This window comes from Amycolatopsis sp. NPDC003865 (genome assembly GCF_053605345.1).
The window spans coordinates 147,298-161,222 of sequence record NZ_JBSGJA010000022.1; the positions used below are offsets into that span (position 1 = coordinate 147,298).

Here is a 13,925-nt window from a genome sequence, read left to right on the forward strand (position 1 = left end):
ACTTATATGTTTTAGCCTCGATCGCACCGAGGAGTCACCGTGCAAGAGCTGAAGCACTACGTCGGCGGCGCGTACGTCGAGTCCAAGTCGGGCCGCACGGCGGAGATCATCGACCCGGTCACCGGGCGCCCCTACTGCACGGCGCCGATCGCCGGGCCCGAGGACGTCGACAACGCGCTGCAGGTCGCCGCGACCGCGTTCGAGAGCTGGCGCACGACGACGCCCGCCCAGCGCCAGCTCGCCCTGCTCAAGCTCGCCGACGCCCTCGAAGCCCGCGCCGAGGAGGTCGTGGCCGTCGAGTCCGCGAACACCGGCAAGCCGATCGCGCTGACCATGGCCGAAGAGATCCCGATGGTCCTCGACCAGGTCCGGTTCTTCGCCGGGGCCGCGCGCGTGCTCGAAGGCCGGTCAGCGGGCGAGTACCTGGAGGGCCACACGTCGTTCGTCCGCCGCGAGCCCGTCGGCGTCTGCGCCCAGGTCACGCCGTGGAACTACCCGCTGCTGATGGCCATCTGGAAGATCGCGCCCGCCCTCGCCGCCGGCAACACGGTCGTGCTCAAGCCCTCGGACACGACCCCCGCGTCGACGCTGCTGCTCGCCGAGATCGCCGGCGAGTTCTTCCCGCCGGGCGTGTTCAACGTCGTCTGCGGCGACCGCGACACCGGCCGCGCGCTGGTCGAACACGACATCCCGGCGATGGTGTCGATCACCGGCTCGGTCCGGGCGGGCATCGAAGTCGCCCGCAGCGCGGCCAACGACGTCAAGCGCGTGCACCTCGAGCTCGGCGGCAAGGCGCCGGTCATCGTCTTCGCCGACGCCGACCTCGAAGCCGCCGCCGAGGCCATCGCCGTCGCGGGCTACTTCAACGCCGGTCAGGACTGCACCGCCGCCACCCGCGTGCTCGTCGCCGACGAAGTCCACGACACGTTCGTCGCGGCGCTGTCCCGGCAGGCCGAGAACACCAAGACCGGCAAGCCCGACGACGAAGACGTCGCCTACGGCCCGCTCAACAACGCGGCCCAGCTGGACAAGGTCTCCGGGTTCATCGACCGGCTGCCGGGCCACGCGACCGTCCACTGTGGAGGGCACCGCGCCGGGGACGAGGGCTACTTCTACGAGGCCACCGTCGTCTCCGGGCTCAAGCAGGACGACGAGCTGAGCCAGCACGAGATCTTCGGCCCGGTCATCACCGTCCAGCGGTTCGCCGACGAGGCCGAGGCGCTCAAGGCGGCGAACGCCGTGCAGTACGGCCTCGCGTCCTCGGTCTGGACCCGCGACCACCAGCGCGCGATGCGCCTGGCCGCGAAGCTCGACTTCGGCTGCGTCTGGATCAACACCCACATCCCCCTGGTGGCCGAGATGCCGCACGGCGGGTTCAAGAAGTCCGGCTACGGCAAGGACCTCTCGCTGTACGGCCTCGAGGACTACACCCGCGTCAAGCACGTGATGAGCGCACTGTGATGCCGAACCAGGCACCCACCGAGACGCGGGAAGAGCCCGCGGCGCCGGAGAGCACGCGCCCGGCGATCCGGCTTTCCGTGCTGCGCAAGCACTTCGGCGACGTCCGCGCGGTCGACGGCGTCGACCTCGACATCCCGCCCGGCGAGTTCTTCTCCATGCTCGGCCCGTCCGGCTCGGGCAAGACGACCGTGCTGCGCATGATCGCCGGCTTCGAGCTGCCCACCGAGGGCACGATCGAGCTGGAGGGGCGGGACGTGAGCCGCCTGGCGCCGTTCGAGCGTGACGTCAACACGGTGTTCCAGGACTACGCGCTGTTCCCGCACATGACCGTGCAGCAGAACGTCGAGTACGGCCTGCGCGTCAAACGCGTCCCGAAGCAGCAACGCCGGGAACGCGCGCTCGAAGCGCTGAAGACGGTGCGGCTGGACGACTACGGCTCGCGCAAGCCCGCGCACCTGTCCGGCGGCCAGCGCCAGCGCGTCGCGCTCGCCCGCGCGCTGGTCAACCGGCCCAAGGTGCTGCTGCTCGACGAACCGCTCGGCGCGCTCGACCTCAAGCTGCGCCAGGCCATGCAGCTGGAGCTCAAGCAGATCCAGCGCGACGTCGGCATCACGTTCGTCTTCGTCACCCACGACCAGGACGAAGCCCTCACCATGAGCGACCGCATCGCGGTGTTCAACGACGGCAAGATCGAACAGGTTGGGCCGCCCGAAGAGGTCTACGAACGCCCCGCCAGCGCGTTCGTCGCCGGGTTCGTCGGCACGTCCAACCTGCTGGGCGGCCGCGGTGCCGAGTCCGTGATCGGGCGGCCGGGCCTGTTCAGCATCCGGCCGGAGAAGATCCGCATCGACGGCGAGCTGTCCGAACCCGCCGCGGCGGGGGACACCAGCGCGACCGGCACGGTCACCGACGTCGTCTACGCGGGCGCGACCGTGCGCTACTCGGTCGCCCTCGACGCCGGCGGGCAGCTCTCGGTCGTCCAGCAGAACACCGAGGGTGCCTTCGCGGCCGGGAGAGTCCGGCTGAGCTGGCGGAACGAACACAGTTTCCCGGTCCAGTAGTTCCCAGAAGGGTTGCCATGAAGAACAGGAAGACGCGGCTTGCCGGGCTCCTCGGCGCCAGCCTGCTGTTGGCTGCATGTGGCACGTCGGGCACGAACTCCGCCGCGCCGCCCGGCGCGCAGGGGTTCACGCCGCCGAAGCTGGAGGCGCTCAAGGCGCTCGGCCAACCGGAAGGGCAGCTGAACGTGCTGGCCTGGCCGGGCTACGCGGAGAACGGCTCCAACGACCCGAAGGTCAACTGGGTCACGCCGTTCGAGCAGCAGACCGGCTGCAAGGTGAACGTCAAGCCGTTCGGCACGTCCGACGAGGCCGTGACGCTGATGAAGACCGGCCAGTACGACGTCGTGTCCGCCTCGGGCGACGCGTCGCTGCGGCTCGTCGCCTCCGGCGACGCCGAGCCGGTGAACACCGCGCTCGTCCCGAACTACGCCGACGTCCAGCCGTTCCTCAAGGACAAGTCCTGGAACAGCGTCGGCGGCGTCTCCTACGGCATCCCGCACGGCTGGGGCGCGAACCTGCTGACCTGGCGCACCGACAAGGTGACGCCGGCGCCGGCGTCGTGGTCGGTGATGTTCGACGCGAACTCGCCCTACAAGGGCAAGGTGATCGCCTACGACTCGCCGATCTACATCGCCGACGCCGCGCTGTACCTGCAGGCGCACCAGCCCGACCTGGGCATCAAGAACCCGTACGCCCTCGACGACAAGCAGTTCACCGCCGCGGTGAACCTACTCAAGCAGCAGCGGCCGCTGGTCAGCGAGTACTGGTCGGACTACCTCAAGGAGTCGCAGGCGCTGAAGAACGCCGACGCCGTCGTCGGGACGGCCTGGCAGGTCACGGTCAACCTCACCAAGGGCGAGGGCGCGCCGCTGGAGGCGGCCGTGCCGAGCGAGGGCGCGACTGGGTGGTCCGACACGTGGATGGTCGCGGCGAAGTCGCCGCACAAGACGTGCGCGTACAAGTGGCTCGACTACATCATCAGCCCGAAGGTCAACGCCCAGGTCGCCGAGTACTTCGGCGAAGCGCCGGCGAACCCGAAGGCGTGCGCGGAGATGACCGACAAGACCCTCTGCGACGCCTACCACGCCAACGACGCCGGGTACGCGGCGAAGATCGCGTACTGGACCACGCCGATCCAGCAGTGCCTCGACGGCCGCACGGACGTCAAGTGCAAGGACTACGGCGAGTGGACCAAGGCCTGGACCGAGATCAAGGGCTGACATGACCGCCTTGTCGGCTTTCTTCTACAGGAAGCCCAAGCTGCGCTTGGGCTTCCTGCTCTCGGCCCCGCTGCTCTGGCTCGGCCTGGCCTACCTGGGCGCGCTCGCCGCGCTGTTCGTCACGGCGTTCTGGCACACCGACGCGTTCACCGGCCAGGTCGTCATCGAGTGGTCACTGGACAACTTCAAGACGCTGTTCACCGACGCGGTGTACCGCACGATCACCTTCCGCACGGTCGGGATCGCGGCGCTGGTCACGGTGATCGACGCGGTCGTCGCGTTCCCGATGGCGTACGCGATGGCCAAGCTCGCTTCGCCACGGGCGCAACGGATCCTCGTGATCGTGATCATGACCCCGTTGTGGGCCAGCTACCTCGTGAAGGCGTACGCGTGGCGGTCGATGCTGTCCGGCAACGGCGCCCTGAGCTCGATCTCGCCCGGTTACGGCGTCACGGCGACGATCATGACGCTGTCGTACCTGTGGCTGCCGTACATGATCCTGCCGATCTACGCGGGCCTCGACCGCCTGCCCGATTCCCTGGTGGACGCTTCCGGCGACCTGGGGGCCCGCTCGTTCCGCACGTTCCGGTCGGTGATCCTGCCGCTGACGTTCCCGGCGATCGTGGCCGGCTCGATCTTCACGTTCTCGCTGTCCCTGGGCGACTACATCGCGGTGAAGATCGTCGGCGGCACGTCCCAGATGCTCGGCAACGTCGTCTACGACAACATCGGCGCGGCCAACAACCTCCCGTTCGCGGCGACGGTCGCGACGGTCCCGGTCGTGATCATGCTGGCGTACTTGGCCGCGGTGCGCCGCACCGGCGCGCTCGACAACCTCTAGGAGCGCTCATGCGGACGCTGTTGTGGACGGCGCTGGGACTCGGCCTGGCGGTCATCTACTTCCCGCTGGTCGTGGTGCTGCTCAACTCGTTCAACGCGGACACGACGTTCGGCTGGCCGCCGTCGAGCTTCACGCTGGAGTGGTGGAGCCGCGCGGTGTCCAACGAAGGGGCGCTGCACGCGCTGTGGACGAGCGTGCAAGCCGGCCTCGCGGCAACGGCGATCGCGCTGCTGCTGGGCACGATGGCGGCGTTCGCATTGCAGCGCTACCGGTTCTTCGGCCGCAACCCGGTGTCGCTGCTGATCATCCTGCCGATCGCGTTGCCGGGCATCGTGACGGGCATCGCGCTGAACAACGCGTTCCGGACCATCCTGGGTATCGACCTGGGCCTGCTGACGGCGATCATCGCGCACGCGACGTTCTGCATCGTGGTGGTGTTCAACAACGTCGTCGCACGGCTGCGCCGGATGGGCGGAAGCCTGGAGGAGGCGTCGATGGACCTGGGCGCGACGGGCTTCACGACGTTCCGCCTGGTGACGTTCCCGATGCTGCGCTCGGCGCTGCTGGCGGGCGGCCTGCTGGCGTTCGCGCTGTCGTTCGACGAGATCATCGTGACGACGTTCACCCTGGGCACGGGCATGGAGACGCTGCCGATCTGGATCTACGACAACCTGTTCCGACCGAACCAGGCGCCGATCGTCAACGTCGTGGCGGCGGTGCTGATCGTGGTATCGACGGTCCCGGTGTATTTGGCGCAGAGGCTGTCCGGTGACACGGCGTCGGGCGGAAGGCTGTGACGGCAGCAACCGGCAGAGCAGGCCGACCACGAGATCAGCAGACCTCCCCCGGCCTCCGCCGCTGCGGTAGAAGTTCTGCCGCGGCTTAGAAGCAAAAGACTGTCCTCGCCGGACGGGCAGGCTCCGGGATGACCCCTAGTCCCGCTGTTCCCTCACCTTCTCGGGTGGGTCGCTGGGTGGTCATCCCGTCGCCTGATTGAGGCCTATCACTTTGAGCCGGGCCCGCAAGCCTGGCATTCTCCCTCGCCTTGGTCTGTGGGTTGCGGGCCCGGCTCAAAGTGATTTTTGGGGCCTCAGGCGACGGGATGACCACCCAGCTCTTCTTGTGGGTCGCGCTACGCGCGGAACGCGTCCGTTGCCGTGCGTAGGGCCGCCAGTACTCCCGGGTCCGTCACCGCGTGCCCGGCTCCCTCCAGCAGCTTCAGCTTCGATCCCGGCCATGCCTGGTGCAGCTCGTACGCCGTGGTCGGTGGGCACACCGTGTCGTAGCGGCCCTGTACTAGCACGCCCGGGATGCCCGCGAGCTTGCCCGCGTCGCGGATCAGCTGGCCGTCCTCGAGCCACGCGCCGTGGCGGAAGTAGTGGACCGCGAGGCGCGCGAATGTCCACGCGAACGCCGGGTCCGCGTACTGGCGGACGAACGACTCCTGCGGCTGCACCGAAACCGTCGCGCCTTCCCAGGTGCTCCACGCGACCGCGGCCCGGTGGCGGACCTCCTCGGACGGGTCGTCGAGCAGTGCCGCGTACGCGGCGAGGGGGTCGTCTCGGCGGGAAACCGGGATCGGTGCCAGGAAGGCCTCCCACTCGCGCGGGAACAGGTTCGCGGCCCCGCCGCGGTAGATCCAGTCGAGCTCGCTCCGGCGCACGGTGAACACGCCCCGCAGGATGATCTCGCTGACGCGCGAAGGGTGCGTCTCGGCGTAGGCGAGCGCGAGGGTCGCGCCCCACGAGCCGCCGAACAGCTGCCAGCGCTCGATGCCGAGCCGTTCGCGCAGCTGTTCCATGTCGGAAACCAGGTGCCACAACGTGTTCGCGCGCAGGTCGTCCGCTCCCGGCGTCGACTGGCCCGAACCGCGCTGGTCGAACAGGACGATCCGGTAGGCCGCCGGGTCGAAGTGCCGCCGTGCCATCGGCGCGATCCCGCTGCCGGGTCCGCCGTGGAGCACCACCACCGGCTTCCCGGCCGGGTTGCCCGCCTCCTGGCACCGGATCCGGTGACCGTCGCCGACGTCCAGGAACCCTTCGGCGCGCGGGGGGATCGGCGGGTACAGCTCGTCCATGCCCGACACTCTGCCGGACGGGTCCTGGCCGTCGCCCCGACACCCCGCCGCCGGGAGCCGGGACGACGGCCAAGAAAGGTGGGAGCCCGCCCCCGCCGCCGGGCTGAGCGGGCTCCCGTCCAGGGGTCAGCCGCCCGAAGCGGCCGGGTTCGACGAAAGAGGGTCGCTGACTACCCGCAGACGCAGCATTCCCGTCCTCCTCGTCGAGGGTCCGAATCTTCGTCGTGGCGGCGACGGGCTAAACGCTAGGCCACACCTCGAACATGAGTCAAGGACATGATTGAAGTTCATATACGTGAACACTTGCTGAGGGGACGCTGAGTGCGGCAGTGCCCCTTGCGCGTCGTTAACGAATGGGCCGGTACGTTCCGGTGTCGAGGTTTCGAAAAGCCGCACGGAAAGGCACGGAATGTCCGCGGTGACCTATCTCGAGGCGATTGTCGTCGGCGCCTTGCAGGGGGTGTCGGAATTGTTTCCGGTGTCCAGTCTCGGCCACAGCATCCTCCTGCCCGCCTGGCTCGGCGGCTCGTGGCAGCGGGACCTGAGCATCGGCAAGGATTCGCCGTACCTCGCGGTCCTCGTGGCGATGCACGTCGCCACCGCGCTGGCACTCGTGCTGTTCTTCCGGAAGGACTGGGTGCGGATCATCCGCGGCCTGTGGACGTCGGTCCGCCACCGCGAAGTCCGCACGCCCGACCAGCGGCTCGCGTGGCTGCTCGTGCTCGCCACCATCCCGGTCGGGCTGGCCGGCCTGCTGCTGGAAGGGCTGCTGCGCGACTTCCTCGGCAAGCCGGTGCCCTCGGCGATCTTCCTCGCGCTCAACGGCGGAGTCCTCTACGCCGCCGAGAAGTTCTCTCGCGCGAAGCCGGTCGAAGAAGCGGACACAGTGGACTTCTCGACCGAGGAGACGCTCGTCATGCGGGCGGTCACCGTCGAGGAGCGGACCGACGTCCGGCTGGCGAAGCTGCGCGTCGGCGAGGCGGTGCTGATCGGCGCGGCGCAGATCCTCGCGCTGCTGCCGGGCATCAGCCGCTCCGGCATCACGATGGTCGCCGGCCTGCGCCGCGGGCTCGGGCACGAGGACGCCGCGCGCTTCGCGTTCCTGCTCGCCACCCCGGTCATCCTCGCGGCGGGCGTGCTCAAGATGCCGGCGCTGTTCGCCCCGGAAAACCATGCTTCGCTCGGCCCGGCGCTCGTCGGCAGCCTGGTCGCGGGGGTCGCTTCCTACATTTCTGTCCGGTTCCTCACCGGATACTTCGAAACGCGCACTCTGACGCCCTTCGCCATTTACTGCGTGGTCGCCGGAATCGGCAGCCTGATCTTCTTCGCGGTGTGATGGTGCTCGACGTCCCGGCGCTGCTCGCCGTGCTCGTTCTCGGCACGCTCTACGTCCGCGCGGCGCACGGGCGCGGGTGGCCGCGCGGCCGCACGACGGCGTTCCTCGCCGGGCTCGCGACGATCTTGCTGGTCACCTGCTCGCCGCTGGCCGTCTACGACACGACGTTCTTCTGGGTCCGCGCGGTCCAGACGGTCACGCTGCTGATGATCACCCCGCTGCTCCTGGCCCTGGGCTCGCCGATCCGGCTCCTGCTCGACACGCGGCGCGTGCCCTGGCTGCGGCGCCACGGCCGCGGCAAGGTGGCCCGCGCGCTGACGTTCCCGCCGGTCGTCACGCTCGCCCTGGTCGTGCCGGTGCTGGTCCTCTACCTGACCCCGCTCTACGACCTCGTGCTGCGCTCGCCGGTCGCCGACGGCCTGGTCCGGCTGCTGCTCGTACTGGCCGGCTTCACGTACTTCTGGACGCGCCTGGGCCTCGACCCGACGCCGCGGCGTGACCCGCACCTGGTGTCGGTGTGGATCGCGTTCACCGAGGTGGTCTTCGACGGCGCGCTCGGCCTGGTGCTGTGGCTCGGGCCGCTGCTCGCGCCGGCGCACTACGCGGCCGCGCACCCGGGCGTGGGCCCGGACCCCCGCACCGACCAGATCATCGGCGCGGGGGTGCTGTGGATCGGCGGCGACGTCGCCGGCCTGCCGTTCGTGGTCGCGCTGTTCGTGCGCTGGGCCCGCGACGACGAGCGGCGCGCGAAGCAGATCGACGCCCAGCTGGACGAGGCACCCGCGACGGGGCTGTGGTGGGAAAACGACCCGGCGCTCGCCGAGCGGTTCCGGGGCCGGGGTTAGTCGTGGAAAGCGTGTTCCGGTGCCGGGAACTCGCCGCGGCGGACGTCCTCCGCGAACGTCGTCGCCGCGTTCTGCAGGACCGTGGCGACGTCGGCGTACCGCTTGACGAACCGCGGTGCCTTGCCGCGCCGCAGCCCCGCCATGTCCTGCCAGACGAGCACCTGCGCGTCGCAGTCCGGGCCGGCGCCGATGCCGACCGTCGGGATCTTCAGCTCCGCCGTGACGCGCTTGGCGGCCTCGGCGGGCACCATCTCCATCACGACCGCGAACGCCCCGGCCTCCTGCAGCGCCAGCGCGTCGGCGAGCAGCACCTCCGCCGCTTCGCCGCGCCCCTGCACCCGGTAGCCGCCGAGGTTGTGTTCACTCTGCGGGGTGAACCCGATGTGGCCCATCACCGGCACGCCCGCCGACGTCAGCGCCTCGACGTGCGCGGCGAACCGCCGGCCGCCTTCGAGCTTGACGGCGTGCGCGCGGCCCTCTTTCATGAACCGCACCGAGGTTTCCAGCGCCTGCTGCGGCGACAGCTGGTAGGAGCCGAACGGCAGGTCGGCGACCACGAGGGCGCGTTTGACCGACCGGGTGACCGCCCGCACGAGCGGCAGCAGCTCGTCGACCGTCACCGGCAGCGAGGTGTCGTAGCCGAAGACGTTGTTGGCCGCGGAGTCGCCGACGAGCAGCACGGGGATCCCGGCCTCGTCGAACAGCGCGGCGGTGTACATGTCGTAGGCGGTGAGCATGGGCCACGGTTCGCCGCGTTCCTTGAGCTCACGCAGGTGGTGGACGCGGACCTTCCGGCCCGGAGCGGGTGCCGCGGGAGCGGCGGGTCCGGTGCCGTACGGGGCGGGTTCTTCGGCGCTGGCGGACATCGTCGTCGACCGTCCTTCCCTCGAGGCCTCGGTGAGGTCCCCGGGTCGTGGAGCAGAGGCGCCTCAAAGCGTGACACGCCCCCGGACCTGCCCCAACCCGGTGCGACCAGCTTCACACCCCTGGGTAGCAGGGGTCGTCAGCCTTCAGGTTGATGCCGGGGGACAACCAACCTGTGTTCACTTACGTCAATAAGCACGCACGACCACCGAACCGGCCGGGAAAGGCGACGAACGCAACGATGGGAACCCTCGCGAGCACGCGCCCGCGCCTGCCGGCCTGGAAGGCGAAGGCGGGCGGCATCGTCGCGACCGTGGTCCAGCTGGCCGCGGTGTTCTCGGTGCTCCTCCTGTTCACGAACGGCGCGCACGGGCGGCTGCTCAACGGCATCGACATGGCCTTCTCCAGCCTGAGCGTGCCGACGAGCGCGAGCCTGGTGATGGTGCTGCTGCTGGTCGTCCTGGGCGGCGCGCTGCGGCGCCGCAAGAAGGCCGCGCTGTACACGCTGGTGCTGTTCCAGGTGGCCGGGCTGGTGCTCACCCTGGCCCTGCAGGCGACGCTGCTGTGGTCGCCCGAGCTGCTCTCGCTCGGGTCGCGGCAGGTCCGGCACATCCCGGTCCAGCTGTGGGCCCTCACGGCCGCCGACGTCCTGTCGGTCGCCCTGATCTTCTTCCTGCTCGCCCTGCGCCCGGCGTTCCCGGCCCGGCTCGCGCCGAGCGCCTGGCGCGACGGCCTGACCATGCTCTTCGGCGGGTTCACCGCGGTCATCCTCGTCGGCTGGGCGCTCGCGGAAGCGTTTCCCGGCCACCTCGGCGACTCGTGGGAGCGGTTCGCCTGGGTCGTCAACCACGCCACCGGCGAGAACCTGCAGCTGCGCCGGATCGGCGTCGGCGAGGGGCCGGCCTGGCTCGACGTCTTCCTCGACCTCGGCGCGACCGCCGTCGCCACCGCGGCGCTGTACATGCTCTTCCGCGGCGTGCGCAGCCGCCGCCTGCGAACCGACGAAGAAGAGCTTCGCGTGCGCAAGCTGCTGGCCGAGCACGGCGAGGACGACTCCCTCGGCTACTTCGCGACCCGGCGCGACAAGAGCGTCGTCTTCTCGCCGAACGGCCGCGCGGCGGTGACCTACCGCGTGCTCGGCGGTACCAGCGTCGCCAGCGCCGACCCGATCGGCGACCCGGAGGCGTGGCCGGACGCCGTCCGCGCGTGGCTCGACGAGACGCGCACTTACGGCTGGACGCCCGGCGTGCTCGGGGCGAGCGAGCGCGGCGCGAAGGCGTACACCGACGCGGGCCTGCGCGCCCTGGAGATCGGCGACGAAGCGGTGCTCGACGTCCGCGAGTTCAGCCTCGCCGGGCCGGAGCGGCGCTCGGTCCGCCAGGCCGTCAAACGCATCGAGCGCGCCGGCTACACCTCGAAGGTCCGCCGGCACGGCGAAATCCCCGACGACGAGATGGCCGAACTGCTCGCCCGCGCCCAGGCCTGGCGCGGCGCCGAGACCGAACGCGGCTTCTCGATGGCGCTGGGCCGCCTCGGCGACCCGAGCGACGGCCGCAGCGTGATGGTCGAGGCCTACGACGCGCGCGGCGACCTGCGCGGCCTGCTGTCGTTCGTGCCGTGGGGCCGCCGCGGGCTCTCGCTCGACCTCATGCGCCGCGACCGCGACGCCGAGAACGGTCTCAACGAGTACATGATCGCCGAGGTCGTCGCGGCCGGGCCGCACCTGGGCGCGCAGCGGATCTCGCTCAACTTCGCCATGTTCCGCGCGGTCTTCTCCGAGGGCGAGCGGATCGGCGCCGGCCCGGTGCTGCGGGCGTGGAAGGGGATCCTGAGCGTCGCGTCGCGGTTCTTCCAGCTGGAGTCGCTGTACCGGTCCAACGCCAAGTACGGGCCCGACTGGGAGCCGCGGTTCCTCTGCTACTCCTCGGCGCGGCGGCTCCCGCGCGTCGGCATCGTCGCGGGCGCGCTCGAAGGGTTCGTCCCGACCGGGCGGTCGCGGTCGCTGCGGCTGGAGACGGTCGGCGACGACTTCGTCGCGCGCGTCCGGGAGATCGAGGAGTCCGCGGCGGTCCCGGCGGCCAAGCAGGTGCGCCGGCCGGAGCAGGTCCGCGTCCGGATGGCGAAGCTGGCCAAGCTGCGCGAGGCCGGGATCGACCCGTACCCGGTCGGGTTCCGGCGGGACGACCGGATCGGCGACGTCGTCGGCAAGTTCTCCGACCTGCAGCCGGACAGCGCCACCGGCCACCGCGTCCGGATCGCCGGGCGCGTGCTGGCGCTGCGGACCATGGGCGGGCTGTGCTTCGCGCGCGTCAAGGACTTCAGCGGCGAGATCCAGCTGATGCTGGAGGCCGGCGAGCTCGACCTCACGGGCTGGCGGACCGGCGTCGACCTCGGCGACCACGTCGGCGTCGGCGGCCAGGTCGTGACGTCGAAGCGCGGCGAGCTCTCGGTGCTCGTCGACGAGTGGACGGTCACCGCGAAGTGCCTGCACCCGTTGCCGGACAAGCGGAAGGGCCTCACCGACCCCGAGACCCGGGTGCGGCAGCGCTACCTCGACCTCGCGGTCAACCCGGACTCGACGAACATGCTGCGGCTGCGGTCCACGGTGGTCCGCGCGGTGCGCGACCGGCTGCACCACGCCGACTACCTCGAGGTCGAGACGCCGATGCTGCAGACGGTCCACGGCGGCGCGAACGCCCGCCCGTTCGTCACGCACATCAACGCCTACGACATGCGGATGTACCTGCGGATCGCGCCCGAGCTGTACCTCAAGCGGCTGTGCGTGGCCGGCGTCGAGCGTGTCTTCGAGCTCAACCGCAACTTCCGCAACGAAGGCGTCGACGCGACGCACAACCCCGAGTTCACGATGCTCGAGGCGTACCAGGCCTACGCCGACTACGACACGATGCGGACGCTCACGCGCGAGCTGGTCCAGCACGCGGCCGAAGCGGCGTACGGCGCCCAGGTCGTGCGCCGGCCCGGCCCTGACGGGAAGCTCGCCGAACACGACATCTCCGGCGACTGGCCGGTGGTCACGGTGCACGACGCCGTGTCGGCGGCGTTCGGGGAGCAGGTCGACTCGGGGACGTCGGTGGCCGAGCTGCGCCGGCTCTGCCACGCGGCGGGCGTGCCGGTGGGGGAGGACCCGAGCCACGGCGACCTCGTGCTCAAGGCGTTCGAGCACCTCGTCGAGGGCGCGACCGTGCTGCCGACCTTCTACACGGACTACCCGACCGACGTCTCGCCGCTCACGCGCCAGCACCGCGAGGACCCGCGGCTGGCCGAGCGCTGGGACCTCATCGCGTTCGGATCCGAGGTCGGCACCGCCTACACCGAGCTGACCGACCCGGTCGAACAGCGGCGGCGGCTGGAGGCGCAGTCCCTGCGCGCGGCCAGCGGCGACGTCGAGGCGATGGAGCTGGACGACGACTTCCTGCTCGCCCTGGAGCACGGGATGCCGCCGACCGGCGGGCTCGGGCTGGGCGTCGACCGGCTGCTGATGATGCTCACCGGGGCGTCGATCCGCCAGACGGTCCTCTTCCCCTTCGTCCGTCCGCAGGCATAACGACTCGATCGATCTGATCACGCTGGTACCGCCGGATCCGGCGGGGTCGCTTAATGTGTGCCTCGTGCGCACGGCTCGGTTCGCCTCGGCCCTCCTCATGGGACTGGCCGTGCTGGCGTATTCGGGGTGGCTCCTGGAGTTCTTCCTGCCGACGGGCGTCTCGCCGGTGCACGACCCGGTCGAGGCGCTGCTGACCGGCCCGCCGGTGTTCCGCGTGCTGCTCGCCGTCTCGGGGGTCGCGTTCCTGCTCGCCGGGCCGCCGCTGCACCGGCTCGGGCCGGTCCAGTGGTCGGCGCGGTTCAGCTCGATCTCGGTGAGCGCGTTCGGCTTGGTCGCGCTGCTGCAGGCCGCCTACCCCGAGCAGAGCGACGTGCTTTCCTCCCTGGCCACCGTGGTGCTCGTGGTCGGGGTGATCAGCCTGATCCTGTGGTGGCCGCCGGGCTGGCGCGCGCTCGCCGTCGCCGGGCTCGTGGTCGTGCTCCTCACCTGGGCCGTCCTCGTGCTCGCGCGCCAGCTGGACACGGCCGAAGGCGTGGTCAGCCGGGCCCAGCAGGTGGTGCGGGCCGTCCTGTACGGCCTGGGCGGGGCGTACGCCTTCATCAAGCCCGCGCCGCGGCATGCTCCTCGAGGCAGCTGAGCCGTTCCCGCCGGAATT

The 13,925-nt window shown here is 70.5% G+C and carries 11 protein-coding genes; 9 read left to right on the top strand and 2 right to left on the bottom strand.

The window, feature by feature from the left end:
- Window positions 1-39: 39 nt before the first annotated feature.
- From ACWEVP_RS39490 to ACWEVP_RS39510, 5 genes are read left to right on the top strand one after another with little or no spacing between them, the layout of a single operon-like run.
- A complete protein-coding gene (locus ACWEVP_RS39490) occupies window positions 40-1,461 on the top strand; it encodes a gamma-aminobutyraldehyde dehydrogenase (protein WP_452067681.1) in 1,422 nt (473 codons plus the stop codon).
- Window positions 1,461-2,522: an ABC transporter ATP-binding protein gene (locus ACWEVP_RS39495; RefSeq protein WP_452067682.1), complete on the top strand. Its 1,062-nt coding sequence runs from the start codon at window positions 1,461-1,463 to the stop codon at window positions 2,520-2,522. Before ACWEVP_RS39490 ends, ACWEVP_RS39495 begins: the two co-directional genes overlap by 1 nt.
- 17 nt (window positions 2,523-2,539) lie before the next feature.
- Window positions 2,540-3,742, top strand: coding sequence for an ABC transporter substrate-binding protein (locus ACWEVP_RS39500; RefSeq protein WP_452067683.1), 1,203 nt, complete (start codon window positions 2,540-2,542; stop codon window positions 3,740-3,742).
- Between the two features lies 1 nt (window position 3,743).
- Window positions 3,744-4,583 (top strand): ABC transporter permease, encoded by an 840-nt coding sequence (locus tag ACWEVP_RS39505; RefSeq protein WP_452067684.1) that lies wholly within the window; start codon window positions 3,744-3,746, stop codon window positions 4,581-4,583.
- Window positions 4,584-4,591: 8 nt separating this feature from the next.
- Complete coding sequence (locus ACWEVP_RS39510; protein ID WP_452067685.1) at window positions 4,592-5,380, top strand: ABC transporter permease; 789 nt, start codon at window positions 4,592-4,594, stop codon at window positions 5,378-5,380.
- Window positions 5,381-5,715: 335 nt separating this feature from the next.
- Here ACWEVP_RS39510 and pip read toward each other — a convergent pair whose 3' ends face one another.
- Entirely contained in the window at window positions 5,716-6,660 is a 945-nt protein-coding gene (gene pip / locus ACWEVP_RS39515; RefSeq protein ID WP_452067686.1) for a prolyl aminopeptidase, read from the bottom strand.
- Window positions 6,661-7,069: 409 nt separating this feature from the next.
- Between pip and ACWEVP_RS39520 the strand changes: the two genes are divergently transcribed.
- Together ACWEVP_RS39520 and ACWEVP_RS39525 are read left to right on the top strand one after the other, a co-directional pair.
- The gene (locus ACWEVP_RS39520; protein WP_452067687.1) at window positions 7,070-7,996 is read left to right on the top strand and encodes an undecaprenyl-diphosphate phosphatase; all 927 of its coding nucleotides are present in this window, start codon (window positions 7,070-7,072) and stop codon (window positions 7,994-7,996) included.
- The gene (locus ACWEVP_RS39525) at window positions 7,996-8,841 is read left to right on the top strand and encodes a cytochrome c oxidase assembly protein (RefSeq protein WP_452067710.1); all 846 of its coding nucleotides are present in this window, start codon (window positions 7,996-7,998) and stop codon (window positions 8,839-8,841) included. Before ACWEVP_RS39520 ends, ACWEVP_RS39525 begins: the two co-directional genes overlap by 1 nt.
- On the opposite strand, the gene panB is transcribed toward ACWEVP_RS39525, so the two are convergent.
- Window positions 8,838-9,707, bottom strand: a complete 870-nt coding sequence (gene panB / locus ACWEVP_RS39530) for a 3-methyl-2-oxobutanoate hydroxymethyltransferase (RefSeq protein WP_452067688.1) — start codon at window positions 9,705-9,707, stop codon at window positions 8,838-8,840. The genes ACWEVP_RS39525 and panB overlap by 4 nt on opposite strands.
- 239 nt (window positions 9,708-9,946) lie before the next feature.
- Here panB and lysX point away from each other — a divergent pair, with 239 nt between their 5' ends.
- Window positions 9,947-13,270: a bifunctional lysylphosphatidylglycerol synthetase/lysine--tRNA ligase LysX gene (lysX, locus tag ACWEVP_RS39535; RefSeq protein ID WP_452067689.1), complete on the top strand. Its 3,324-nt coding sequence runs from the start codon at window positions 9,947-9,949 to the stop codon at window positions 13,268-13,270.
- A gap of 64 nt (window positions 13,271-13,334) precedes the next feature.
- Complete coding sequence (locus ACWEVP_RS39540) at window positions 13,335-13,907, top strand: hypothetical protein (RefSeq protein WP_452067690.1); 573 nt, start codon at window positions 13,335-13,337, stop codon at window positions 13,905-13,907.
- Window positions 13,908-13,925 lie beyond the last annotated feature (18 nt).

Bases quoted from the DNA above. Each gene is read 5' to 3' on its own strand.
- pip (WP_452067686.1), bottom strand. From the start codon at position 6,660: ATGGACGAGCTGTACCCGCCGATCCCCCCGCGCGCCGAAGGGTTCCTG.
- ACWEVP_RS39500 (WP_452067683.1), top strand. From the start codon at position 2,540: ATGAAGAACAGGAAGACGCGGCTTGCCGGGCTCCTCGGCGCCAGCCTG.
- ACWEVP_RS39505 (WP_452067684.1), top strand. From the start codon at position 3,744: ATGACCGCCTTGTCGGCTTTCTTCTACAGGAAGCCCAAGCTGCGCTTG.
- ACWEVP_RS39520 (WP_452067687.1), top strand. From the start codon at position 7,070: ATGTCCGCGGTGACCTATCTCGAGGCGATTGTCGTCGGCGCCTTGCAG.
- ACWEVP_RS39525 (WP_452067710.1), top strand. From the start codon at position 7,996: ATGGTGCTCGACGTCCCGGCGCTGCTCGCCGTGCTCGTTCTCGGCACG.
- lysX (WP_452067689.1), top strand. From the start codon at position 9,947: ATGGGAACCCTCGCGAGCACGCGCCCGCGCCTGCCGGCCTGGAAGGCG.
- ACWEVP_RS39510 (WP_452067685.1), top strand. From the start codon at position 4,592: ATGCGGACGCTGTTGTGGACGGCGCTGGGACTCGGCCTGGCGGTCATC.
- panB (WP_452067688.1), bottom strand. From the start codon at position 9,707: ATGTCCGCCAGCGCCGAAGAACCCGCCCCGTACGGCACCGGACCCGCC.
- ACWEVP_RS39495 (WP_452067682.1), top strand. From the start codon at position 1,461: ATGCCGAACCAGGCACCCACCGAGACGCGGGAAGAGCCCGCGGCGCCG.